General features: G+C 56.0%; 14 protein-coding genes and 1 pseudogene. 10 read left to right on the top strand and 5 right to left on the bottom strand.

Going from position 1 to position 22,469, the window contains the following annotated elements; translation table 11 throughout:
- Positions 1-26: 26 nt before the first annotated feature.
- Positions 27-3,998, bottom strand: a complete 3,972-nt coding sequence (gene putA / locus ACP39K_RS03405) for a trifunctional transcriptional regulator/proline dehydrogenase/L-glutamate gamma-semialdehyde dehydrogenase (protein WP_161544828.1) — start codon at positions 3,996-3,998, stop codon at positions 27-29.
- 570 nt (positions 3,999-4,568) lie between these two features.
- Here putA and putP point away from each other — a divergent pair.
- From putP to ACP39K_RS03375, 6 genes and pseudogenes are all read left to right on the top strand, one after another.
- Complete coding sequence (gene putP, locus ACP39K_RS03400; protein ID WP_015378228.1) at positions 4,569-6,053, top strand: sodium/proline symporter PutP; 1,485 nt, start codon at positions 4,569-4,571, stop codon at positions 6,051-6,053.
- A 243-nt stretch (positions 6,054-6,296) separates the two neighbouring features.
- Positions 6,297-7,142, top strand: a complete 846-nt coding sequence (efeU, locus tag ACP39K_RS03395) for an iron uptake transporter permease EfeU (RefSeq protein WP_016927330.1) — start codon at positions 6,297-6,299, stop codon at positions 7,140-7,142.
- A 20-nt stretch (positions 7,143-7,162) separates the two neighbouring features.
- A complete protein-coding gene (gene efeO / locus ACP39K_RS03390) occupies positions 7,163-8,299 on the top strand; it encodes an iron uptake system protein EfeO (RefSeq protein WP_497008299.1) in 1,137 nt (378 codons plus the stop codon).
- A gap of 11 nt (positions 8,300-8,310) precedes the next feature.
- Entirely contained in the window at positions 8,311-9,615 is a 1,305-nt protein-coding gene (efeB, locus tag ACP39K_RS03385; RefSeq protein WP_497008298.1) for an iron uptake transporter deferrochelatase/peroxidase subunit, read from the top strand.
- 717 nt (positions 9,616-10,332) lie between these two features.
- Positions 10,333-11,121 carry a phosphate starvation-inducible protein PhoH gene (gene phoH, locus ACP39K_RS03380; RefSeq protein WP_015378226.1) on the top strand — a complete coding sequence of 263 codons (789 nt, stop codon included), beginning with the start codon at positions 10,333-10,335 and terminating at the stop codon, positions 11,119-11,121.
- A 44-nt stretch (positions 11,122-11,165) separates the two neighbouring features.
- Positions 11,166-12,338 (top strand): annotated as a pseudogene (locus ACP39K_RS03375) (replication endonuclease); the annotation flags it as partial.
- A gap of 264 nt (positions 12,339-12,602) precedes the next feature.
- On the opposite strand, the gene ACP39K_RS03370 reads toward ACP39K_RS03375, so the two are convergent.
- Together ACP39K_RS03370 and ACP39K_RS03365 are read right to left on the bottom strand one after the other, a co-directional pair.
- Entirely contained in the window at positions 12,603-15,086 is a 2,484-nt protein-coding gene (locus tag ACP39K_RS03370) for a DEAD/DEAH box helicase family protein (RefSeq protein ID WP_497008297.1), read from the bottom strand.
- Between the two features lie 370 nt (positions 15,087-15,456).
- Positions 15,457-16,425, bottom strand: coding sequence for a phage portal protein (locus ACP39K_RS03365; protein WP_015378220.1), 969 nt, complete (start codon positions 16,423-16,425; stop codon positions 15,457-15,459).
- Between the two features lie 292 nt (positions 16,426-16,717).
- Here ACP39K_RS03365 and lpxO point away from each other — a divergent pair, with 292 nt between their 5' ends.
- Positions 16,718-17,620: a lipid A hydroxylase LpxO gene (lpxO, locus tag ACP39K_RS03360; protein ID WP_015378219.1), complete on the top strand. Its 903-nt coding sequence runs from the start codon at positions 16,718-16,720 to the stop codon at positions 17,618-17,620.
- A 36-nt stretch (positions 17,621-17,656) separates the two neighbouring features.
- On the opposite strand, the gene chaA is transcribed toward lpxO, so the two are convergent.
- Both chaA and ACP39K_RS03350 read right to left on the bottom strand, forming a co-directional pair.
- Entirely contained in the window at positions 17,657-18,760 is a 1,104-nt protein-coding gene (gene chaA / locus ACP39K_RS03355) for a sodium-potassium/proton antiporter ChaA (RefSeq protein ID WP_004934723.1), read from the bottom strand.
- A gap of 294 nt (positions 18,761-19,054) precedes the next feature.
- Positions 19,055-19,873 carry a siderophore-interacting protein gene (locus ACP39K_RS03350; protein ID WP_497008296.1) on the bottom strand — a complete coding sequence of 273 codons (819 nt, stop codon included), beginning with the start codon at positions 19,871-19,873 and terminating at the stop codon, positions 19,055-19,057.
- A gap of 130 nt (positions 19,874-20,003) precedes the next feature.
- Between ACP39K_RS03350 and chaB the strand changes: the two genes are divergently transcribed.
- From chaB to cbl, 3 genes are all read left to right on the top strand, one after another.
- The gene (gene chaB, locus ACP39K_RS03345; protein WP_016927335.1) at positions 20,004-20,231 is read left to right on the top strand and encodes a putative cation transport regulator ChaB; all 228 of its coding nucleotides are present in this window, start codon (positions 20,004-20,006) and stop codon (positions 20,229-20,231) included.
- A 252-nt stretch (positions 20,232-20,483) separates the two neighbouring features.
- Complete coding sequence (locus ACP39K_RS03340) at positions 20,484-21,179, top strand: gamma-glutamylcyclotransferase (RefSeq protein ID WP_016927336.1); 696 nt, start codon at positions 20,484-20,486, stop codon at positions 21,177-21,179.
- A gap of 300 nt (positions 21,180-21,479) precedes the next feature.
- Positions 21,480-22,433, top strand: coding sequence for an HTH-type transcriptional regulator Cbl (gene cbl, locus ACP39K_RS03335; protein WP_004934716.1), 954 nt, complete (start codon positions 21,480-21,482; stop codon positions 22,431-22,433).
- Positions 22,434-22,469 lie beyond the last annotated feature (36 nt).

Raw genomic sequence — 22,469 nt, 5'->3', positions numbered from 1 at the left:
CAATGGATTGCCGCCTTGAGGATGCGTTAACCGATGGTCATCAGGCTGGCGTTACCGCCGGCGGCGGCGGTGTTGACGCTCAGCGAACGTTCGATCAGCAGGCGTTCCAACAGAATGTTGGTTTCACCGTGGGCGAAGCCCTGCACCGAGACGATGGCGCCGCCGCGCTGCGCGATCTGCTCGCACAGGGTGCGCAACTGGTCGGCATCGCCGTGGTAGATGGCGGCATCGAACTCGATCTTGTCCTGCTGCCAGTCTTTGCTGAAGGCGATGCGCGCCTGCACATCGTTTGGCAAGCGGCGGAACAGATTGCGTTGCAGTTCCGCTTCCGGCCACAGCGCGCAGCTGCCAACCGCCAGCACGGCGGCCAGCTGGATCAGCGCGTCGGCTTCGTTATCCGCCAGGCACAGCACGCGTTCACGCGGCAGCAGGGCATAGGTGTTGCGCTCGCCGGTCGGGCCCGGCAGCGGACGTACGGTGCCGCCCTGGCCCAGTTCCGCATAACGTTGCGCCAATGCCGCCAGTTCGCCGTGCTGGCTGGTGACCGCCCATTTCTCCAGCGATTGCAGCGCCCCCAACAGTTGCGGCCGCGCGGTGGCTTCCATCGGACGCTCTTCGTCCTGACGGTGCAGCGTACGTTGCAGCGCGTCGTCCGGACGGTTGGCCAGCAGACGGTACAGGTACAGCGGGCCGCCGGCTTTCGGGCCGGTGCCCGACAGGCCTTCGCCGCCGAACGGCTGCACGCCGACCACTGCGCCGACCATGTTGCGGTTGACGTACAGGTTGCCGACCTTGGCGCGTTCGGTCACCCGGGCGATGGTTTCATCGATACGGGTGTGAATGCCCAGCGTCAGGCCATAACCGGCGGCGTTGATCTGATCGACCAGCGCGTCCAGATTGTTGCGCTGGAAGCGCACCACGTGCAGCACCGGGCCGAAGATCTCTTTCTGCAGCTCGTCGAAGCTGTCGAGTTCGATCAGCGTCGGCTTGATGAAGGTGCCGCGCGCCCACTCTTTCTCATCCTGCGCGCTGCCTTTGGCGGCCTGGTACACCTTGCGGCCTTTGGCGCGCATCGCCTGGATGTGGCGTTCGATGCCGGTTTTGGCTTCGGCGTCAATCACCGGGCCCACGTCGGTGGACAGGCGCTCCGGGTTGCCCATGCGGCATTCGGCCATCGCGCCGCGCAGCATTTGCAGCGTGTGCTCGGCCACGTCTTCCTGAATGCACAGGATACGCAGCGCGGAGCAGCGCTGGCCGGCGCTGTCGAAGGCGGAGGCCACCACGTCGGTCACCACCTGCTCGGTCAGGGCGGAAGAGTCGACGATCATGGCGTTCAGGCCGCCGGTTTCGGCGATCAGCGGCGTCGGCCGGCCTTGCGGATCGAGACGACCGGCGATGCTGCGCTGCAGAATGCCGGCGACGTCGGTGGAGCCGGTGAACATCACGCCGCGGACGCGGGCGTCGTTGACCAGCGTCGAGCCGACGGTTTCACCCTGGCCCGGCAGCAGCTGCAGCACGCCTTGCGGAATGCCGGCCTCCAGCAGGATGCGCACCGCCTGCGCGGCCACCAGCGGCGTTTGCTCGGCCGGTTTGGCCAGCACGCTGTTGCCCGCCGCCAGCGCGGCGGCGATTTGGCCGGTGAAGATCGCCAGCGGGAAGTTCCACGGGCTGATGCAGACCACCGGGCCCAGCGGGCGGTGGCTGTCGTTGGCGAAGTCGTCGCGCACCTGGCCGGCGTAGTAGTGCAGGAAATCGACCGCTTCACGCACTTCGGCGATGGCGTTGTTGAAGGTTTTACCCGCTTCACGCACCAGAATGCCCAGCAGGCTTTGCAGCTGGCTTTCCATCAGTTCGGCGGCGCGTTCGAGGATCGCGGCGCGTTCCGTCGGCGGCGTAGCGAACCAAATTGGGCCGGCGGCCGCGGCGGCGTCGAGCGCGCGGCTGACTTCGCCTTCGGTGGCTTCACGCACGTAGCCGACCACATCGCCCGGCTCGGCCGGGTTGATCACCGGCTGCTCCACGCCCTGATCCAATTCGGCGTCGATAATCGGTTCCGCGCGCCACGGATGGCTGGCGCTGGTGAGCAGGGCGCTGGAGAGCGAGGCCAGACGCTGTTCGTTGGACAGATCCAGACCGCTGGAGTTAACGCGTTTCTCGCCGTACAGCTCGCGCGGCAGCGGGATGCGCGGATGCGGCAGGCCAATCTGACCTTCGTTGGCCGCCAGCGCTTCCACGGCGCTGACCGGATCGGCCACCAGTTCGTCGAGCGGCAGGGTGGCGTCGGCGATGCGGTTGACGAACGAGGTGTTGGCGCCGTTTTCCAGCAGGCGGCGCACCAGGTAAGCCAGCAGCGTTTCATGGGTGCCGACCGGTGCGTAGATGCGGCAAGGGCGGTTCAGTTTGCCGTCGGCCACTTTACCCACCACCTGTTCGTACAGCGGCTCACCCATGCCGTGCAGGCACTGGAATTCATACTGGCCAGGGTAGTAGTTGTTGCCGGCCAGGTGATAGATGGCGCTCAGGGTATGGGCGTTGTGGGTCGCGAACTGCGGATAGATCAGGTTCGGCACCGACAGCAGCTTGCGGGCGCAGGCCAGGTAGGAAACGTCGGTGTACACCTTGCGAGTGTATACCGGGTAGCCTTCCAGGCCGTCCATCTGGGCGCGTTTGATTTCGCTGTCCCAGTAGGCGCCTTTCACCAGACGGATCATCAGGCGGCGGCGGCTGCGTTGCGCCATGTCGATCACCGCGTCGATGGCGAACGGGCAACGTTTCTGATAGGCCTGGATCACGAAGCCGATACCGTTCCAGCCGGCCAACTGCGGCTCGAAGCACAGCTTCTCCAGCAGATCGAGCGAGATTTCCAGGCGGTCGGCCTCTTCGGCGTCGATGTTGATGCCGATATCATACTGGCGCGCTTGCAGGGTCAGCGACAGCAGGCGCGGATAAAGCTCTTCCATCACGCGTTCGTACTGCGCGCGGCTGTAGCGCGGGTGCAGGGCGGACAGCTTGATGGAGATGCCGGGGCCTTCATAGATGCCGCGGCCGTTGGAGGCTTTGCCGATGGCGTGGATCGCCTGCTGGTAGGAAACCAGGTAGGCCTGCGCGTCGGCTTCGGTCAGGGCGGCTTCGCCCAGCATGTCGTAGGAATAGCGGAAACCTTTTTCTTCCAGCTTGCGCGCGTTGGCCAGCGCTTCGGCGATGGTTTCGCCGGTCACGAACTGCTCGCCCATCAGGCGCATCGCCATGTCCACGCCTTTGCGGATCAGCGGTTCGCCGCTCTTGCTGATAATGCGGTTCAGCGAACGGGACAGATTGGCTTCGTTATGCGTGGACACCAGCTTGCCGGTGAACAGCAGGCCCCAGGTCGCGGCGTTGACGAACAGCGACGGGCTGCGCCCCAGGTGCGAGTGCCAGTTGCCGTTGCTGATCTTGTCGCGGATCAGGGCATCGCGGGTCGGTTTGTCCGGAATGCGCAGCAGCGCTTCCGCCAGGCACATCAGCGCCACGCCTTCCTGCGAGGAGAGGGAGAACTCTTGCAGCAGGCCTTGCACCATGCCGGCGCGGCCGTTTGCACTTTTTTGGTTACGCAACTTCTCGGCGATGCCATAGGCCATTTTGTGAGTGGCCTGTGCAAGATCGGCGGGTAATCGCGCCTGTTCGAGCAACATCGGCACCGCTTCGGTCTCTGGGCGGCGATAGGCGGCGGTGATGGCGGCGCGGGTCACCGACTGAGGCAGAATTTGTTCGGCAAAATCGAGGAATGGCTGGTGTGACTCTTCCTGCGCTTGCGGCATAATGTCGTCCGCTTCAGGCTGGCCCGCTGCGGCCAGCGCTGGAATTTCAGGAATATCGGTACCGCTCTCGAGACGCTCGAGGTAATTAAAGATGGCCTGCTTGATGAGCCAGTGCGGCGTGCGATCGATGCGCTGCGCGGCGCTCTTGATCCGGTCGCGTGTTGCCTCGTCGAGTTTCACGCCCATTGTGGTAGTGCCCATGCCTGTCCAACTCCTGTGTTTAGAACCTATCCCATCAGGCTAGACAAACAGCAGGCCGGAAAGCCTGTTGGGATAGGTTCGTGAGATGTGTGGGTTAAGAATGCAGACAATATCCTGCATGTTGCAACTTTGTGCAACCTTGTTAAATCAGGCTGATGAGCGAAGTGTGAGTTTCATCGATTTTTTAACACGGGCAGTTGGCATGAATGTTGCGTTATTGAGCGAATGCGGCAGGGTTTATTACGCCGCAGGCGCTTTACCTTGCGGTATATAAGGGTAATAGCAAGGTGCAACTCATTTTGCTTGTCGTGAGTGCAACCTTTGAGCCCGGTAAATGTGACGCAGGGTAAACTTTGTGTAACTTTGTTGTTAAATATCTTGTTGGTTGATGAAAGGCTCATCTAGGATAACCGACGGTCAACAATTACGGGCAGAAACTATTTTACCTGCACTCGCTAGCAGGCTGCGCCACGTTCCGGCGCGGCGGCCAGTGAAATGCATTGCGCGTGGGTTTACCGGCGCCGGCATGGCCGGAGCGAAACGCGAATAATAATGAAAGTGGAGAATTAAATGACAATGAGCACACCTATGCTGGTGACCTTCCTGGTGTACATTTTCGGGATGGTGCTGATCGGCCTGCTTGCCTACCGGGCAACCAATAACTTTGATGACTATATTCTCGGCGGCCGCAGTTTGGGCAGCGTGGTGACCGCGCTGTCCGCCGGCGCTTCCGACATGAGCGGCTGGTTGCTGATGGGCCTTCCGGGCGCCATCTTCCTCTCCGGCATCTCTGAAAGCTGGATCGCCATCGGCCTGACCATCGGCGCTTACCTGAACTGGAAGCTGGTGGCAGGAAGGCTGCGCGTGCATACCGAAGCCAACAATAACGCCCTGACGCTGCCGGACTATTTCACCAGCCGTTTTGAAGACAACAGCAAGCTGCTGCGGGTGATCTCGGCCATCGTCATTCTGGTGTTCTTCACCATTTACTGCGCCTCCGGCATCGTGGCCGGCGCGCGCCTGTTCGAAAGCACCTTCGGCATGAGCTACGAAACCGCCCTGTGGGCCGGCGCCGCGGCGACCATCCTGTATACCTTTATCGGCGGTTTCCTGGCGGTGAGCTGGACCGACACCGTACAGGCCAGCCTGATGATTTTCGCGCTGATCCTGACGCCGGTGATCGTGATCTTCGCCGTCGGCGGCATCGATACGTCGATGCTGGTGATCCAGGCGAAGAACCCGGCCAACCTCGACATGCTGAAGGGGCTGAACTTCGTCGCCATCCTGTCGCTGCTGGGTTGGGGCCTGGGCTACTTCGGCCAGCCGCACATCCTGGCGCGTTTCATGGCGGCGGATTCTCACCGCACCATCCGCAGCGCGCGCCGCATCAGCATGACCTGGATGATCCTGTGTCTGGCCGGGACCATCGCCGTCGGTTTCTTCGGCATCGCTTACTTCGCCAATAACCCGGATCAGGCCGGCAACGTGTCGCAGAATGGCGAACGCGTGTTCATCGAACTGGCGATGTTGCTGTTCAACCCATGGGTGGCGGGCGTGCTGCTGTCGGCGATTCTGGCGGCGGTCATGAGCACCCTGAGCTGCCAACTGCTGGTGTGCTCCAGCGCGATCACCGAAGACCTGTACAAGGCGTTTCTGCGCAAGGGCGCCAGCCAGCGTGAGCTGGTATGGGTCGGCCGCGTGATGGTGCTGGTGGTGGCGCTGATCGCCATCGCATTGGCGGCTAACCCGGAGAACCGCGTACTGGGCCTGGTGAGCTATGCCTGGGCCGGTTTCGGCGCCGCCTTCGGCCCGGTTGTGCTGATCTCGGTAATGTGGTCGCGCATGACCCGCAACGGCGCGTTGGCCGGTATGCTGGTCGGTGCGGTGACGGTGATCGTCTGGAAACAGTACGAATGGTTGGGCCTGTACGAAATCATCCCTGGCTTCATCCTGGGTTGCCTGGCCATCGTGGTGGTGAGCCTGATGGGCCGCCAGCCATCCTCAACCATGACCGAACGTTTCGATCAGGCGGAAGCCGAATACAAAACGGTATAACGCCGTTCGATGTCAGTCGGCAAGGGGCGCGCAGAGCGCCCCTTCTTTTTGCCTGTTTGCCCGTCATTCGGCTGTAACACCTGGCGACATTTGATTAGAAAAAATCACGCTTGCGCCTCTTGTATTTCTTTTTGCCAGAATGATAATCACTCTCGTTGTATTTTACGTTTCTTTACATACTCGCCGCGGCTCATTTCGAGCCGGTTTGCTCTGCCGCCGCGGTCTTTTCAGGGGTGATTAGTTATGTTCGTTCCCTTTCTTATCATGTTCCGTGAGGGGCTGGAGGCCGCGCTGATCGTCAGCCTGATCGCCAGCTACCTGAAGCGCACGCAGCGCAGCCAATGGCTGGGCGCGGTGTGGATCGGCGTAATTGTCGCCGCGGCGCTGTGTCTGGCGCTCGGTATCTTCATCAATGAAACCACCGGCGAGTTCCCGCAGAAGCAGCAGGAGCTGTTCGAAGGCATCGTGGCGGTGGTGGCGGTGCTGATCCTCACCTATATGGTGTTCTGGATGCGTAAGGTGTCCAAATCGGTCAAGGTGCATCTGGAAGGGGCTATCGATCAGGCGCTCAGCGCCGGTAAAGGGCAGGGATGGGCGCTGGTGGCGATGGTGTTCTTCGCCGTGGCGCGCGAAGGGCTGGAGTCGGTGTTCTTCCTGCTGGCGGCGTTTCAGCAAGACGTGGGTGCCGCGGCGCCGATCGGCGCGGTGCTCGGCCTGGTGGCCGCCATCGTGCTGGGCATGATGATTTACTGGGGCGGGGTGAAGCTGCACCTGGCCAAATTCTTCAAATGGACCAGCCTGTTTATTCTGTTCGTCGCCGCCGGCCTGGCCGCCGGGGCGATCCGCGCCTTCCACGAAGCCGGTCTATGGAACCACTTCCAGGATATCGCCTTCGATTTCAGCAGCACCCTGTCGACCCATTCGCTGTTCGGCACCCTGCTGGAAGGCATTCTCGGTTACCAGGAAGCGCCGACGGTCAGCGAAGTGGCGGTCTACTTCCTGTATCTGATCCCGGCGCTGATTTTCTTTTTCCTGCCGCAGCGCGCGGAGCCGGCAGCGGCCCCGGCGCAACGTAAAATCAATCATTAATGTTTAATAGGGAATCTCGTATGTCTACTCCGTTATTTCGCCGCAAGGCGTTGCACGCAGCATTACTGGCTATCCCGGCGTTTGCGCTGAGCCTCGACACCTTGGCGGCGGACGTGCCGCAGGTCAAGGTTACGGTTAACGACAAGCAGTGCGAACCGATGCAGCTGACTGTCCCGGCCGGCAAGACGCAGTTTGTGGTGCACAACACCAGCCAGAAAAACGTCGAATGGGAAATCCTGAAAGGGGTGATGGTGGTGGAAGAGCGCGAGAACATCGCGCCGGGCTTTACCCAGAAAATGACCGCCACGCTGGAAGCGGGCGAATATGACATGACCTGCGGGCTGCTGAGCAATCCGAAAGGCAAACTGATCGTCACCGCAGCGGCCAACGGCGCCACCGACGGCAAGCCGAACGCACTGGACTTGGTTGGCCCGATCGCTGAATACAAGGTTTACGTCACCAAAGAAGTCGATGGGTTGGTGAAACAGACCAAGCTGTTTACCGACGCGGTGAAGGCCGGCAACGTGGAGCAGGCGCGCAAGCTGTATGCGCCGACCCGCCAGCACTATGAGCGCATCGAGCCGATCGCCGAGTTGTTCTCCGATCTGGACGGCAGCATCGACGCCCGCGAAGACGACTACGAGAAGAAAGCGGCGGACCCGAACTTCACCGGCTTCCACCGTCTGGAGAAGGCGCTGTTTGCCGACAACTCGACCAAAGACATGGGCAAATATGCCGATCGTCTGTATCACGACACCGTTGAGCTGCAAAAACGCGTGAGTGAACTGACCTTCCCGCCGAGCAAGGTGGTGGGCGGCGCAGCCGGGCTGATCGAAGAAGTGGCGGCCAGCAAGATCAGCGGTGAAGAAGACCGTTACAGCCGCACCGATTTGTGGGACTTCCAGGCCAACGTCGACGGCGCGCAAAAGATAGTCAATCTGCTGCGCCCGCTGCTGGTTAAGGCCAATAAGCCACTGCTGGACAAGATCGACGCCAACTTCAAAACCGTGGACACCATTTTGGCGAAGTACCAAACCAAAGAGGGTTATGAGTCCTATGAGAAGCTGACCGATGCCGATCGCAATGCGTTGAAAGGGCCGATCACCACGCTGGCGGAAGATCTTTCCCAGCTGCGCGGCGTATTGGGTCTGGACTGAGGCATACGGTTATGAGCAACAAGGCAGGCCCGCATAACGGGCCGCATCCGCAATCGCAGGGGGCGGCATCGCCTTCGCGACGCCGTTTGCTGCAAGGGCTGGGGCTGGGGCTGGGCGCGCTGGCGCTGGGCGGCAGCCGCCTGGCTCAAGCGGCGGGCAACGCGGCGGAGCCGTTGGCGACGCCGCAGGATGAGCGCTGGCAGAAACAGCCGTTTTATGGCCGCCATCAGGCTGGGGTGCTGACGCCGCAACAGGCGGCGATGATGCTGGTGGCGTTCGATGTGCTGGCGACCGACAAAGCGGGGCTGGAGCGCCTGTTCCGGCTGCTGACCGATCGCATCGCCTTCCTGACTCACGGCGGCAAGGCGCCGGAGGTGGACGCCAAGCTGCCGCCGCTCGATTCCGGCATCATGGGGCCGGAGATTTACCCGGACAACCTGACCATCACCGTCTCGGTCGGCGCATCGCTGTTTGATGAACGCTTTGGTCTGCAGGCGCAAAAACCGCTGCGGTTGCAGAAAATGACCCGCTTCCCCAACGATGCGTTGGACGCCGCGCTTTGCCACGGCGACCTGCTGCTGCAGATCTGCGCCAACACCAACGAAACGGTGATTCACGCGCTGCGCGACATCATTAAGCATTCGCCGGATCTGCTCAGCGTGCGCTGGAAGCGGGAGGGGTTCATCTCCGCGCACGCGGCGCGCAGCAAAGGCAAAGAGACGCCGATCAACCTGTTGGGGTTCAAAGACGGCACTGCGAACCCGAAAACCGACGACAAACCGCTGATGGATAAGGTGGTGTGGGTCGGCGACAACGTCGGTGAGCCGGCGTGGACGGCGGGCGGCAGCTATCAGGCGGCGCGCATTATTCGTTTTCGCGTCGAGTTTTGGGATCGCACGCCGCTGCAGGAGCAGGAAACCATCTTCGGCCGCGAGAAGCACAGCGGGGCGCCGCTGGGCATGAAGCATGAACATGACGAGCCGGACTACGCGAACGATCCCGACGGCAAGGTGATCCCGATGGATGCGCACATCCGGCTGGCTAACCCTCGCACGCCGGAAAGCCAAAGCAACCTGATGCTGCGGCGCGGCTACAGTTATTCCCTTGGCGTCTCCAATGCCGGGCAGCTGGAAATGGGGCTGCTGTTCGTCTGCTATCAGGCCGATCTGGAGAAAGGCTTCCTGACGGTGCAAAAAAGGCTGAACGGCGAAGCGCTGGAGGAATACATCAAGCCGATTGGCGGCGGGTATTTCTTCGTGTTGCCGGGCGTGAAAGAGGGCGGCGATTATCTGGCCAGCGGCCTGCTCAAGGCCTGAAGCCGGAATGACGAGGCGGGATCTTCCGCCTCGTTTTACGTTTGTCTTACCCGCTGCAGGGGGGCAGTGAACGATGAAGCGCAATTCAATGCTTTGCCGGCAGATTAAAAAACACGCAGTCATGCTGTTTTTGATTGCGCAAAATTTAATCGGGAAACCAAAGTGTCATTCGCGGGTTTTAATTGTAATGCATTGATATTTATTGATTATAATTTTCTATGGAATGACGTCTTGGGCGTGATATAGTGTTTTTGCGTTAACTGAAAACAAAAAATATTAAATTTTTTTACATTTTAGTAACGCCGTGGGATTGAATGTCATTATACTGTAATCATCTGGCGGTAGTTTTCACACGGTGCACAGCTGAAGCTGTAAATATCACTGCGGGGATCGCTAATGGTAAAGTCCTTGGTTGGGCTGGAAAGAAAAAATAACACATCTCCCCTGATTTCTCGTTGTAACGAGGGTTCTCTCTCCGACTCTCTTTTACCGGCAACTCCGCACTCTTATCGCTACAGAATCTCATCGCTTTTTACTCCACGTTTATTGATGCAGTCCGCGTTGTCCCGTGAAGACACGGCGCTTAAGCGTTGCCGTCGATTCACTTTGTCCCTTGGCTCTTATTGGCTCGGAGGAGGCCAAAACCTAATACGTGTGTGAAACATAATCGCGCGGCCTGGCCGTTGCGGTAGGTGAAACAAACTGTAAGGTGCCACTATGGGTAGACAGAAAGCAGTGATCAAAGCACGTCGTGAAGCGAAACGCGTTATTCGTCGTGACGCTCGTAGTCATCGCCAGCTGGAAGAAGAGTCTGTGACCTCGCTGGTGCAAATGGGGGGAGTCGAGTCTATCGGCATGGCGCGAGACAAGCGCGATAGCTCACCCATCGAGGCTAGAACCGAAGCTCAGGGTCATTACTTATCAGCCATAGAGAATAAGCAGCTGATCTTCGCCACCGGCGAAGCCGGCTGCGGCAAAACATTTATCAGCGCCGCCAAGGCGGCGGAGGCGCTGATCCATAAAGAGGTGGATCGGATTATCGTTACCCGTCCTGTTTTGCAGGCGGATGAAGACCTCGGTTTCTTGCCGGGGGATATCTCCGAGAAGTTCGCGCCTTATTTCCGCCCGGTGTATGACATTCTGGTACGCCGTTTAGGATCTTCCTTTATGCAGTACTGCCTGCGCCCGGAAATCGGCAAGGTGGAGATTGCGCCGTTCGCTTATATGCGTGGGCGCACCTTCGAAAATGCGGTCGTTATCCTGGATGAAGCCCAGAACGTGACCGCCAGCCAGATGAAAATGTTCCTGACCCGCCTGGGGGAAAACGTGACGGTTATCGTTAACGGCGACGTGACCCAGTGCGACCTGCCGCGCGGCGTGAAATCCGGCCTCAGCGATGCCCTGGAACGCTTCGAAGAGGACGAGATGATCGGCGTTATCCGCTTTGAAAAACAGGACTGCGTGCGTTCCGCTCTGTGCCAGCGCACGCTCAACGCTTACAGTTAACCTACCCGCTACTGAAAAGGCCGCTTCGGCGGCCTTTTTCTTGCCCGTCTAAATATCACCCGACGCGCGTTGTTGGCAAAGAAGGGGCTGAAAAAGTCCAGTTTAACCACAATTGGGATGCAGAGGCTTTCTCCCCAAAAGACGGCCAGCGTTATCTGGTGCGCATCTGGAGCAAAATGCGCACCGCGTTTAAAAACAACGGCCTGAGCGTTTACGGTATGCGTGTCGTTGAACCTCACCATTACGGTACGCCGCACTGGCATATGATGCTGTTCTGCGAGCGTAAACAACGTCAGGACGTCATCGACATCATGCGTCGGTATGCGCTGAAGGAAGACGGTGACGAGCGCGGTGCAGCAAAGAATCGGTTTGAAGCCAAGCACATGAATAAAGGCGGCGCTGCGGGGTACATCGCTAAATACATCGCTAAAAATATCGACGGTTATGCGCTCGACGGCCAAATTGACCACGATACCGGCAAACCGTTACGCGATATGGCTGCGGCGGTGACCTCATGGGCGTCAACATGGCGTATCCCTCAGTTTAAGACTATCGGAATCCCTACCATGGGAGCTTATCGAGAATGCCGGGCCGCCTGTTTACGCCACATCAGCCTTGCTGAAACTTTTGATGAGCGTGTCGAGGCTGTGCGCGCGGCTGCCAGCGCTGGAAATTTTGCCGCCTATATGGCTGGACAGGGAGGCGCAAACGTCCCGCGCGACGTGCAGACCGTTCGAGTCGCGCGCAAGGTGGCTGATGAGCTGAACGCTTATGACGAAGAGGTGCAAAAGGTTGTCGGCATCTTTGCACCGCACCTTGGCGCGGGTCATATCCACGAAACCCGAACAACAGAATGGCGCATTGTCCGCAAGGCCATTGACCTTGATGTTGATCCTTTGACTTTAAAAAGCGCCTCTGGCGCGCCTCGGAGTCCTGTCAATAACTGTGGGGAGGTTCAGCGAGAACCTGAGCCAGATATGCAGGTAGCAACGCCTGAGTATGTCACTGCGGTGATGAATTTGATTGAGAGCGGGGATGTTAGCTGGAATGACGCGGACGTCGCCAAGACGCTTAGAGACGCAATAAGGGGGCAGTCACCGAAGGATAATCACCAAGAAATCGCCCAGAACCGGAATAAATCTCGAAATGATGCGCCGTCGGCGCGGCTGACTTCGGCAGAACGGGGGATAGTTCCGCGAACTCGGATTGAACTCTAACGCTATGTATTAATTTAGGTTTATTGTAATCCATAGAGTTAGCTTGGGGCAGTGATGGCTTATAACGGGTAACCAATAATATATCCGTTTGTTGATAGGTTAATTATTGGTGCCTCGTGCTATGTGGGTTTTATTGATTAAATTAAAATATAATTACCCATTGGTGTTATATTGAGGTGGCGGTTGTTGAATGTAATGGTGTTGATATTGCATGTGAGTAGGTAAAATAAATGCCATCACCTAAAAGTGATGGCATTTAACCGGTTATCTAAAATTCCTAGTGTAATTTTCGACTATATCAGATGAGCGGAGTTTGCAAGATATCAATCGCTCTCGTATAAAGATCTCATCATGCTTTTTGTCGCTAGAGCAAATGGCAGTTATAAAACTAAGGATCGATGTCTTTAGATTATCTAGATCCCTTATCGTCATTATTCTAGAGCCTTGATTCAAAGTTGCTGCATGTTCTGGGAAGATAGAGTGGTGTATCATTACTGGATGAAATGTTGCAGTTTGGTCATACATGCTTTTAAACCAAGCGCCAGAACCATTCAACTGATTGCAGTCATGTTTGCTAATTTTCTCAGCAGTTGCACCATTCTTGCATTCAATTACAAGATAATGATTGTCTCCTAAGGACCATAGGTTATCAGGTCCTTTACCTGTATCATTTTCAGGGCGATGGCTTCTAAATCCAATTAAATTCGCGATTTTATCAATGGCGTTCTCAAATGGATTGGATGTTCCTTCTGAAAACACAAGGCTTTCTAAAATTGAATTGGTATATACAATAATTTCATTTGAACTTTTAAATGCACTCCTTAAATAAGTGCTGCATTCTTTTGCTTGTTCTAGAGCTGCACCATTAAGTCTATTGTAAGTTACGCCAATTAATGGTTTCAATACACGATAGTTATCATTTGAGGCAGATTGAAGTAAAACTTGAGCCTCTGTTTCATCATAAAGGTTAATGTATTCGGCAGCGTGCTCTTTCAAAAAACCCTTATAAATTTTATCTTCAGTATTACTATCATCAACTAAAATTCTAGCAGCTTGTGGCATCATGTTCCTGGACGCCAAGTCATACGCTCGTCTTTTATTTATTGTATGTGGGTTGACCTTGGTCTCTGCTGTAGTTAAACCTGCTAATACGCCTTTACTCATGGATGTCCAATCCTGTTTCCGTAATAGACAATAGTCAAGTGCTCCTTTAATCGAGTTTATTGTTAAATCAGGAAGTATTTGAACCAGTTGCTGGGAAAGTTGGATTTGCGCTTTGGTTGCTGGTGAGAATTTTTCTAAAGAAGAACCAAGGAAAACAGCTCCATTTAATGCCTTGCCAAGTAGAATTACGCCGCAGAAATCATCACTGGAGCGTACGCCGCGCCCCATCCCTTGTTCTATTTTTTGAATTATCTCATCCTTTGTTCTTTCACTACCTAATAGCATGCTTTGCGTTATTTTATCTGTTAGTCTGCGGACGTCAGGGAGACCATCTATGACTAGCAACCGACACGCAGTATTAGGTAAATCTATTCCATCGTATCTATTTATTAATACAACCAAGCCTACATGTTGAGATCTTAATTCTTGAACTCCGCGGTATATCGTATCTTTGTCTAATATTCTATCTGCTACATCCTGCCAAAATTTAGCTCTGTAATCTGATGGGACTATTACCACGACGTTATGGTGAGTGGATATCTCTTTACACATGGCTTTGATATCTAAATCAGTAAGGTCAGGGTTAATGACCTGAGGCATGAGGATCATCCGATCCCCGATATCACCAATTGCTTTAGGAGTTATTGGGCTGGACAATGATTCATCTGTAATTCCAAAGTGGCTTGCTAGAATAGACTCATCAACAAGAGTAGCAGTCATGAATATTTTTCTTCTAGCATTTGAAAGGCTTGGTATCATTTGTATGGGTATGCAGTGGGGGGATATTTCAATTTTTTTTGCGCTAACCACGCATTTTGATAATACTAAATTCTCCTTGATTAAAGGCCATTTAAAACTTAAGTCATCATGGTCTTTGTTTTGAAGTAAGGTTTTTGTTATGTCATTTATGTTTTTCTGCCAGTTCCAAAATGGAACTCTAACATAGGCATTTTTATCACCATCTTTTATTTCTAGTGTCTTGGCGCTTGCTTGTGTTATTAGGGAATTTTCAAATATTCTAAACAAGTCATTATATGCGTGGTTATTGTTGTTGATGCTGACAGTGAATTGATCCTCAATAGATGAAAGGCAAGCATGGGCATCGTCGATAATCAAAGACCCGATAGATATTTTCTCTCCTTCATCACCAACCCCAAATACTGACCTTCCGTTAACAAGTTTGAATATATTTGTGACGAGAATCTCTTTTCCAGCGATGAATTTTTGAGATTTTTCATCTTGGGTTACAGGTATTCCGAGCTGTTTTGCTTCGGACATGACCTGTTCAACCAAGTAGTTGTCAGGAACTATATATACTGCTGGTCCAACCCCTTCGTTTATGCAGCTTTTTAAAATTATTAACCCAACCGATGTTTTTCCACTGCCAGTGTTCATTTTTATAATAGTGGTCTGGTTATTTCTTGCGTCATACCACTTTTCCCAAACCTCAGATTGGACGTCTCTTGGGTATTGGTATTTTGTGTCTTTGTTTGGTAGTGCTGTAAATATATCCCGAGGAGGGATTGCTGAGTCACTATTTATACCTGCAGATAGTTTAGTTAAGTCAAGGGAAAATCCAGACATTTCCAATCTCCTCATTAAATATTATCATTGCTGTTTGCGAAGACTGATCAATATCATAAGTTGCATTTTGTTGCATCATATTGCATTCATAAATGTAACTGGCTTACAGGGCACTAGAGTTGGTAGGGCGTGGCTGTGCAGCTCTGCAACAGTGCATTAAAAGCGACCCATGAAGCGGGCAGGCGTGGCGGGGATAGTATTGCGCGCAGGCATGTATTTAATTATCAAAATTGACGGCGTCAGCGCGTCGTGGTGACGTTCTGTTGCGCTGGTTTGATTCGCGGGCATGTACGAGCGAGAGGGCTGTGGTGGGCGTGAGAGGGCGTTTGGTGGCGGGTGTAAAAAAGCCGCCAATCTGGCGGCCGGTTTATCATTCGTCGTCGTTTTCGAGGTTGTACTTTTTAAACCGGATGACCTCGACGCCGACCCAGTCGTTCACTTCTTTGATGCGCTGCTGGAGCGGTGTTAGCTCATTGCGGACAAACACCTTTGCGGCCTTTTCCACGTCACCTACTGACCCGACGTTCTCCGGCTTGCCGCCCATCAGCTGGTAGGGGATGCGGTGGGCGTCCAGCAGGTCGGCGGCGCTGACCTTTTTGATGTTGAAGAAATCATCCTTCGTTGCCACTTCGCTGAGTGGCACAATCTTGATACCGTCGGGCTTCCCGTTCGGCGCGTAGAAGAACAGGTTTTTAAAGTTCCCCATGCCTTTAGAGTCGCTCATCGCTTCGCGCAACGCCTCAACATCGGTATTGTTCTGCGCTGCGTCGGTCACATACATGATATAGCCCGCGTGTGCGCCGTTCTGGTAATACTTGCGGCGGAACAGCGTGGCGGACTCGTTCAGCCACGCGGAATTGAGCGCCGACAGATATTCTGGCATCCCATACAGCTCTTGATTGATATCCGGCTCCAGCAGGTGAAAAACGCTGTCGGGCGCGAACGGATGCGGCTCAGCGAACGATTGCACGAACCAGTAAACGCTCGGGTCAACGCCGCGCCGGGTATATTTGGCCGGTGAGGTCTCCAGCTTCAACAGCTTGCCGGTCACGCTGAAACGCTTTTCTAAAAAGGCGTTGCCGAACACCAGATAATCCAGCACAAACCGGCTGAAATCCTGCTGTGACAGCAGCGGGTGCGGGATGTAGGTGCTCGCCAAAATATTGCGCTTCACGTAAATGGGTGAGCTGTGGTGCACGGCGGCGCGCAGGCTTTTTGCCAGCCCGGAAAAGCTGACGGGCGGCTCAATCCATTTACCGTTACCGACGCATTCCGTGTAATCCAGAATGTCACGGCGATCCAACACGGCCGACGGCTCACCAAAGGTGAACGCCTGCATTTTCTGGTTGTGAGGCCGGCGTTAGCTCACACATTAGGGTCTGCAAAGCATGCTGATGTAACCGAACGAAAAACTACCGGAAATCCAGGGCCTTTTTTATCTCCGCAATTTCCCCTCTCGTTTAACCTTTGTGTAAATTATTGTGGTTTTCTGTATAGATTTTCGTTGAGTTAGCGTTAATGATTAATGGGTTCCAGATTGGCGCGCAATTTGCCTGTGCCGCCAAAAGGACATTATCTGGGGTGTGCGCCGCGCGGCGCATAGCGTGTGGGTTCCTTGATGCGATTCAAACATGAAATACATCATTCTGCTTTTGCTTATTTTATGCGTCGTCTATGTGCATTACCGCGGGCGGGTGCGCTACAACGTGTGGCGTCAGCTGTCTGACCATTCCACCTTTACCGCACCGCTGAACGTCTTCATGTATCTGTTTTCCCGTGTGCCGACCACGCCGTACCTGAAGCCGGAGCAGTTTCCTGAGCTGGCGGTACTGCGGGAGAACTGGGAAACCATCCGCGACGAAGGACAGAAGCTGATGGAGATCCAGCAGATCAAGGCGTCCGATCAATTCAACGACGCCGGCTTCAACTCGTTTTTCAAGACCGGTTGGAAACGCTTTTATCTGAAATGGTATGAGGACAGCCATCCGTCCGCCATGACCCTGTGCCCGCAGACCACGGAACTGCTGCGCAGCTTGCCTTCGGTCAAGGCGGCGATGTTCGCCGAACTGCCGGACGGCAGCCGGTTGCCGCGCCACCGTGACCCTTACGCCGGTTCGCTGCGTTATCACCTGGGGCTGATTACCCCCAATGATGACCGCTGCTTTATTGAGGTGGACGGTGAACGCTACAGCTGGCGCGACGGTGAAGGCGTGATGTTCGATGAAACCTATCTGCACTACGCGGAAAATCAGAGCGGGCAGAATCGTCTGATCCTGTTCTGCGACATCGAACGGCCGATGCGCTACCGCTGGGCGCAGGCGGTTAACCACTGGCTGGGGCGCAATCTGATGAGCGCCGCCACCGCGCCGAATGAAGAGGGCGATCGTACCGGCGGCGTCAACAAGATGTTCAAATACATCTATGCGATACGCCGGGTGGGGAAACGCCTGAAGGCCTGGAACCGTACCGGTTATTACATCATCAAGTGGATTTTGTTCGGGGGGATCGCCGCGGCGATATTCTTCTCGGTATAACGAAGGCAGGGGCGCACAGAGTGCGCCCCTTTTTGATCAGGCGAAGATCGTCATCATGTAGGCGGCGAACAGCGCCAGGTGGGCGGTGCCGTTCAGCACGTTGGTGCGGCCGGTCGAGAACGACAGCTGGCACAGCAGCAACACCGTCAGCATCACCACGATATGCGGCGTTTGCAGGCCGAAGATCAGCGTCTGCCCGGTCAGGGTGGCGATGATGGTGACCGCCGGCACGGTCAGGGAGATGGTCGCCAGCACCGAACCGAAGAACAGGTTCATGGCGCGTTGCACCTGGTTGTTCAACACGGCGCGCAGCGCGCCCAGGCCTTCCGGCGACAGGATCAACAGCGCCACCAGGAAGCCGGTGAACTGCGCCGGCGCATTCATCTTGGTCAGCAGGCCTTCGAGCGGATTGGCGTTGAACTTGGTGACGGCGATAACCGCGATCAGGTGCACGATGAGCCAGGCGGCGTGCCAGGCGCTGCTGTGCGAAGAAGGCTTGCCGTGATGCGGATCGCCATCGTCGTCTTCATGCTCGTACACGAACAGGCTTTGGTGGGTTTTGGTCTGGATCACCAGGAACACGCCATACATGGCGGCGGAAATCAGTGCCACCAGCAGCGCTTGCCCGGTGCTGAAGTTGCCGCCCGGCAGCGCGCTCGGGAATACCAGCACAATCACCGCCAGCGGGAAAATCGCCATCAGATACTGCTTTATGCCGCCGAGGTTGACGTACTGGGTGGCGAACTTGCGCCCGCCGAGCAGCAGCGCAAAGCCGACCAGGCCGGCGGAAACGATCATGATGATGGAATACAGCGTGTCGCGCATCAGCGCCGGCGCGGCGTCGCCGGTGGCCATCAGCGCGGAAATCAGGCTGACTTCGAGGATCACCACGGACAGGCTGAGGATCAGCGAGCCGTAGGGTTCGCCCAATCGGTGGGCCAGCACGTCGGCGTGGCGCACCACGCTGAAGGCGCTGCTGAGGATCCCCACCAGCGCGAGAATATTGATGCCGACAATCAGCGGAAAGTTAGCGGTGCTGCCCCATAAATTCAACACCACCAGCGCGGCGATGGGGAAGATCAGCGAGTATTCGGTGTGGCGAGACTTGGTGGATCGGCCAGGATCGTGTTGCGACTTCATGAGGGTGGCACTCCTTCTCAAACAGCGTAGCCCGTCAGCGCCGGTCGCCGTGATGCGGCAACTCTGCGTTTCCAGTAGGTATTTTATATTAGGATACACCCGCGGCGCCGGTGTGATGTTGTTTTTATCTGAGAAAGCAATTGCTTGCTTTATGTGATCAGGGTAACAAAAAAACCGCACGGGGTGCGGTTTTATTTACTTACTTTTACGCAATAACGCTAATTTTTAACGTTAGATTTGAGAAAAGTCGTGTTTACTTGTTTACTGCTCGGTTAATCAAGGAGAATGGGACGGTCAGTCGTCAATATTATCCATGATTTCATGCCGTTTATTGTGGTAACCCTCTTCATTTAGCCCCTCACGCCAGTAAGGCACGGCATAAAGACGATTACGATCGCATTGACGTTCGCGCCGCAGGTAACGGCGCAACTCTACTACCAGGCGATCTTCACCGGCGAGCCAGAAGTGCGCTTCACCCTGCGGCACGGACTGCGCGCGGAACCGAGCGACCAATTCGTCGGTTTTCTCTGTGCCGCCGACGACCCAATTCACCTCAACGCCGGTAGGCTTTTTCAGGTCAATCACGTCGGCAGTGCTATCGACGCGGACGAAAGCGCGCCCGGCGCCGTGCGGCGGCAGGTTTTCCAGCAGCGCGGCCAACGCCGGCAGGGAGGAAGGATCGCCCGCCAGGCAGTAGAAGTCGGCGGCCGGCAGCATCGGTTTGGGGCCGCCTGGATTGCTGATGCCGATTTTATCGCCAATTTTCGCCTGGCGCGCAAAGTCGACCGCCGGTCCCTGGTGATCGTGAATGGCGAATTCGATGTCCACTTCCGCCTGTTCCGGGCGCACGGCGCGAATGGAATAGGTGCGCACGATCGGGCGCACGGCATCGGCAGCCCAGCGCGGGCCGTTTTCAGTCAGCGTCGGCAGATCCGGCTGCGTTTGGCCGGCGAGCGGCAAAAAGACCTTGATGTGCGCGGCGGCGGCGTTGGCCGGGTAGTAGCGCAGATCGGGCGCGGTAAAGGTGATGCGGCGCAGGTGCGGCGTAATGTCCTGTACGGCGCTGACGGCGATCAGGTAGGGGGCGCGTGAGCGAGGGGATTCGGTAGTCACGGGGATCTCCTTATAGGTCGTTTGGCGGTGAGTATACCATGCCGTTTGATAATGAGAATTGTTTGCTCATTGAGGCGTAACCGCGTGTGGGCTAGGCTTAAGGTTCACGCAATACGCACGGGAGGATGTGATGCCATACCAAGACACGAACGACTTGCCGGACAATGTGAAGCATGTGCTGCCGGAACATGCGCAGGCGATCTATAAAGAAGCGTTTAACAGCGCCTGGCAACAATACCGGGATCCCGACGATCGGCGCGGTGACGACAGCCGGGAGGAGACGGCGCATAAAGTAGCCTGGGCGGCGGTCAAGCAAAGCTATCGCAAGGGCGACGACGAACGCTGGCATAAAAAGTAACGCCTCTATGCCCCGGTAAGAATCGCGCAGACGTTATGCTGACCTCGGCAATTAATATTGTTGCTGCTCAGTACAAATACTTTTCCACGTTAACGCCGCTTTGCAACTTGATTGCGCGGCGGGAAAAGAATATGGTCATTATTAATCGGCGCGGTTATTGAATTAATAAAATTCCGCACCAAAAAATAAAATTGCAAAGGTTCAGTAGTGGCGAGGGAGGACGAGAAATCGTATTCCCGGGAGGTTGTAACAGTGTTAACGCGAGATTTTCTGCAAAAAGCGGATTGCAAAACCGCCTTTGGCGCTATTGAGGAGTCGCTGTTGCTGACGCCTGAACAGCGCGCAGCCTCGTTGGAATGCACGCTATCGCGCCGGCCGGATCACAGCCCGGTATGGGTATTCGGTTACGGTTCGCTGATGTGGAATCCGGTTTTCGAATCTGAAGAAGTGCGGCCCGCCATGCTGCAGGGCTGGCATCGGGCGTTCTGCATGCGTTTGACCGCCGGGCGCGGCACGCTGCACCAGCCGGGGCGCATGCTGGCGCTGAAAGAGGGCGGCCAGACCACCGGATTGGCGTTTCGTCTGCCGGAAGGCAAGCTGCGTGAAGAGCTGGAGCTGCTTTGGAAGCGCGAAATGGTGACCGATTGCTACGTGCCGACCTGGTGTGAACTGCAGTTGGATGGCGGAGAGACCGTCACGGCGCTGGTGTTCGTGATGAACGCGCAGCACCCGCTGTTTGAAGCAGACACCAGCCACCAGGTGATCGCGCCATTGATCGCCAGCGCCAGCGGCCCGCTGGGCACCAACGCGCAATACCTGTTTGCGCTGGATAACGAGCTGAAGCACCACGGCATGCAGGATGATTGCATCGGCGATCTGGTGCGCTATGTACAGCAATGGTTGCAGCAGAACCGCACCGGCGGCATCGGCAGCGAGGCCACCGCCTGAGGCTGCTGCGGGAATGCGAACGGTGAGGGGCTCAGCATGCTGGGCCCTTTTTTATATCTAATGCCTCTATTTAATAACTTTATTCTGCATGATGACTTAAGTCGCTTTATTTGTGTGGTTATTTATCTCTTTATTTTTAAAGCCATTCATCATTTTCCCCCGTCCTCATCCCCCGAGAGCCACGATAAATAATTCACTTAGTATTAAATTGCATAAGTAAAGGTTATTTCTTATTTGTTCAGCCCCGCAGGACTCCGTATCAATATGGCAGACGCTACTGCAAGAAACAGGGAGACGGGGATGAACTTTCAACAATTAAAAATTATTCGCGAATCGGCGCGCTGCAACTACAACCTGACCGAGGTCGCCAATACCTTATTTACTTCGCAGTCCGGCGTTAGCCGGCATATTCGCGAGTTGGAAGAAGAGCTGGGCATCGAAATATTCATTCGCCGCGGCAAACGGCTGCTGGGCATGACCGAGCCCGGCAAAGAGCTGCTGGTGGTGGCGGAGCGCATTCTTAACGACGCGAACAACATCCGTCGCCTGGCGGATGTCTTCAGCAGCAATGATTCGGGGCAGCTGCATATCGCGACGACGCACACCCAGGCGCGCTATAGCCTGCCGGGGGTGATCAAAGAGTTTCGCGCGCTTTACCCACGGGTGCGGGTGGTGCTCAATCAGGGCAGCCCGGAGGAGATCGTCTCGATGCTGGCCGCCGGTGAAGCCGACATCGGCATTGCCAGCGAACGGCTGATGAGCGACGAGTCGCTGGCGGCGTTCCCTTACTACCGCTGGCATCACACCATTCTGGTGCCGGAAGGGCACGAGTTGACGCGGCAGCCGCAGGTGACGCTGGAGATGCTCAGCACCTTGCCGCTGATCACTTACCGCCAGGGCATTACCGGCCGCGCGAAGCTGGATGCGGCGTTCAAATCGGCGGGCCTGACGCCGGACATCGCGCTCAGCGCGCAAGATTCCGACGTGATTAAAACCTATGTCGAGCTGGGGTTGGGCGTGGGCGTGCTGGCGGACATGTCGTATGAAAAAGAGCGCGATCGCGGGTTGGTCAGCCTCAACGCCGAGCATTTGTTTGAACCCAATACGGTCTGGCTGGGCCTGAAACGCAGCCAGCTGCAGCGCAACTATGCCTGGCGCTTTATTCAGCTGTGCAACCCGACGTTGTCGCTGACCGAAATCAAAGACAAGGTCTTCTCGTCGCAGCTGGATGCGGTGATTGACTACCAGATTTAATCGATAGCGGCAGGCAATGCCTGCCGCACATGCTGC

The sequence above is a fragment of the Serratia sp. EC4 genome, assembly GCF_059652115.1.
This window is presented reverse-complemented; position numbering and strand designations above follow the sequence as displayed.

What these genes read in the sequence shown, in the direction of transcription:
- lpxO (WP_015378219.1), top strand. Translation starts at nt 16,718, where the DNA reads ATGAAATACATCATTCTGCTTTTGCTTATTTTATGCGTCGTCTATGTG.
- cbl (WP_004934716.1), top strand. Translation starts at nt 21,480, where the DNA reads ATGAACTTTCAACAATTAAAAATTATTCGCGAATCGGCGCGCTGCAAC.
- chaB (WP_016927335.1), top strand. Translation starts at nt 20,004, where the DNA reads ATGCCATACCAAGACACGAACGACTTGCCGGACAATGTGAAGCATGTG.
- chaA (WP_004934723.1), bottom strand. Translation starts at nt 18,760, where the DNA reads ATGAAGTCGCAACACGATCCTGGCCGATCCACCAAGTCTCGCCACACC.
- ACP39K_RS03365 (WP_015378220.1), bottom strand. Translation starts at nt 16,425, where the DNA reads ATGCAGGCGTTCACCTTTGGTGAGCCGTCGGCCGTGTTGGATCGCCGT.
- putP (WP_015378228.1), top strand. Translation starts at nt 4,569, where the DNA reads ATGACAATGAGCACACCTATGCTGGTGACCTTCCTGGTGTACATTTTC.
- efeO (WP_497008299.1), top strand. Translation starts at nt 7,163, where the DNA reads ATGTCTACTCCGTTATTTCGCCGCAAGGCGTTGCACGCAGCATTACTG.
- putA (WP_161544828.1), bottom strand. Translation starts at nt 3,998, where the DNA reads ATGGGCACTACCACAATGGGCGTGAAACTCGACGAGGCAACACGCGAC.
- efeU (WP_016927330.1), top strand. Translation starts at nt 6,297, where the DNA reads ATGTTCGTTCCCTTTCTTATCATGTTCCGTGAGGGGCTGGAGGCCGCG.
- phoH (WP_015378226.1), top strand. Translation starts at nt 10,333, where the DNA reads ATGGGTAGACAGAAAGCAGTGATCAAAGCACGTCGTGAAGCGAAACGC.
- ACP39K_RS03370 (WP_497008297.1), bottom strand. Translation starts at nt 15,086, where the DNA reads ATGTCTGGATTTTCCCTTGACTTAACTAAACTATCTGCAGGTATAAAT.
- efeB (WP_497008298.1), top strand. Translation starts at nt 8,311, where the DNA reads ATGAGCAACAAGGCAGGCCCGCATAACGGGCCGCATCCGCAATCGCAG.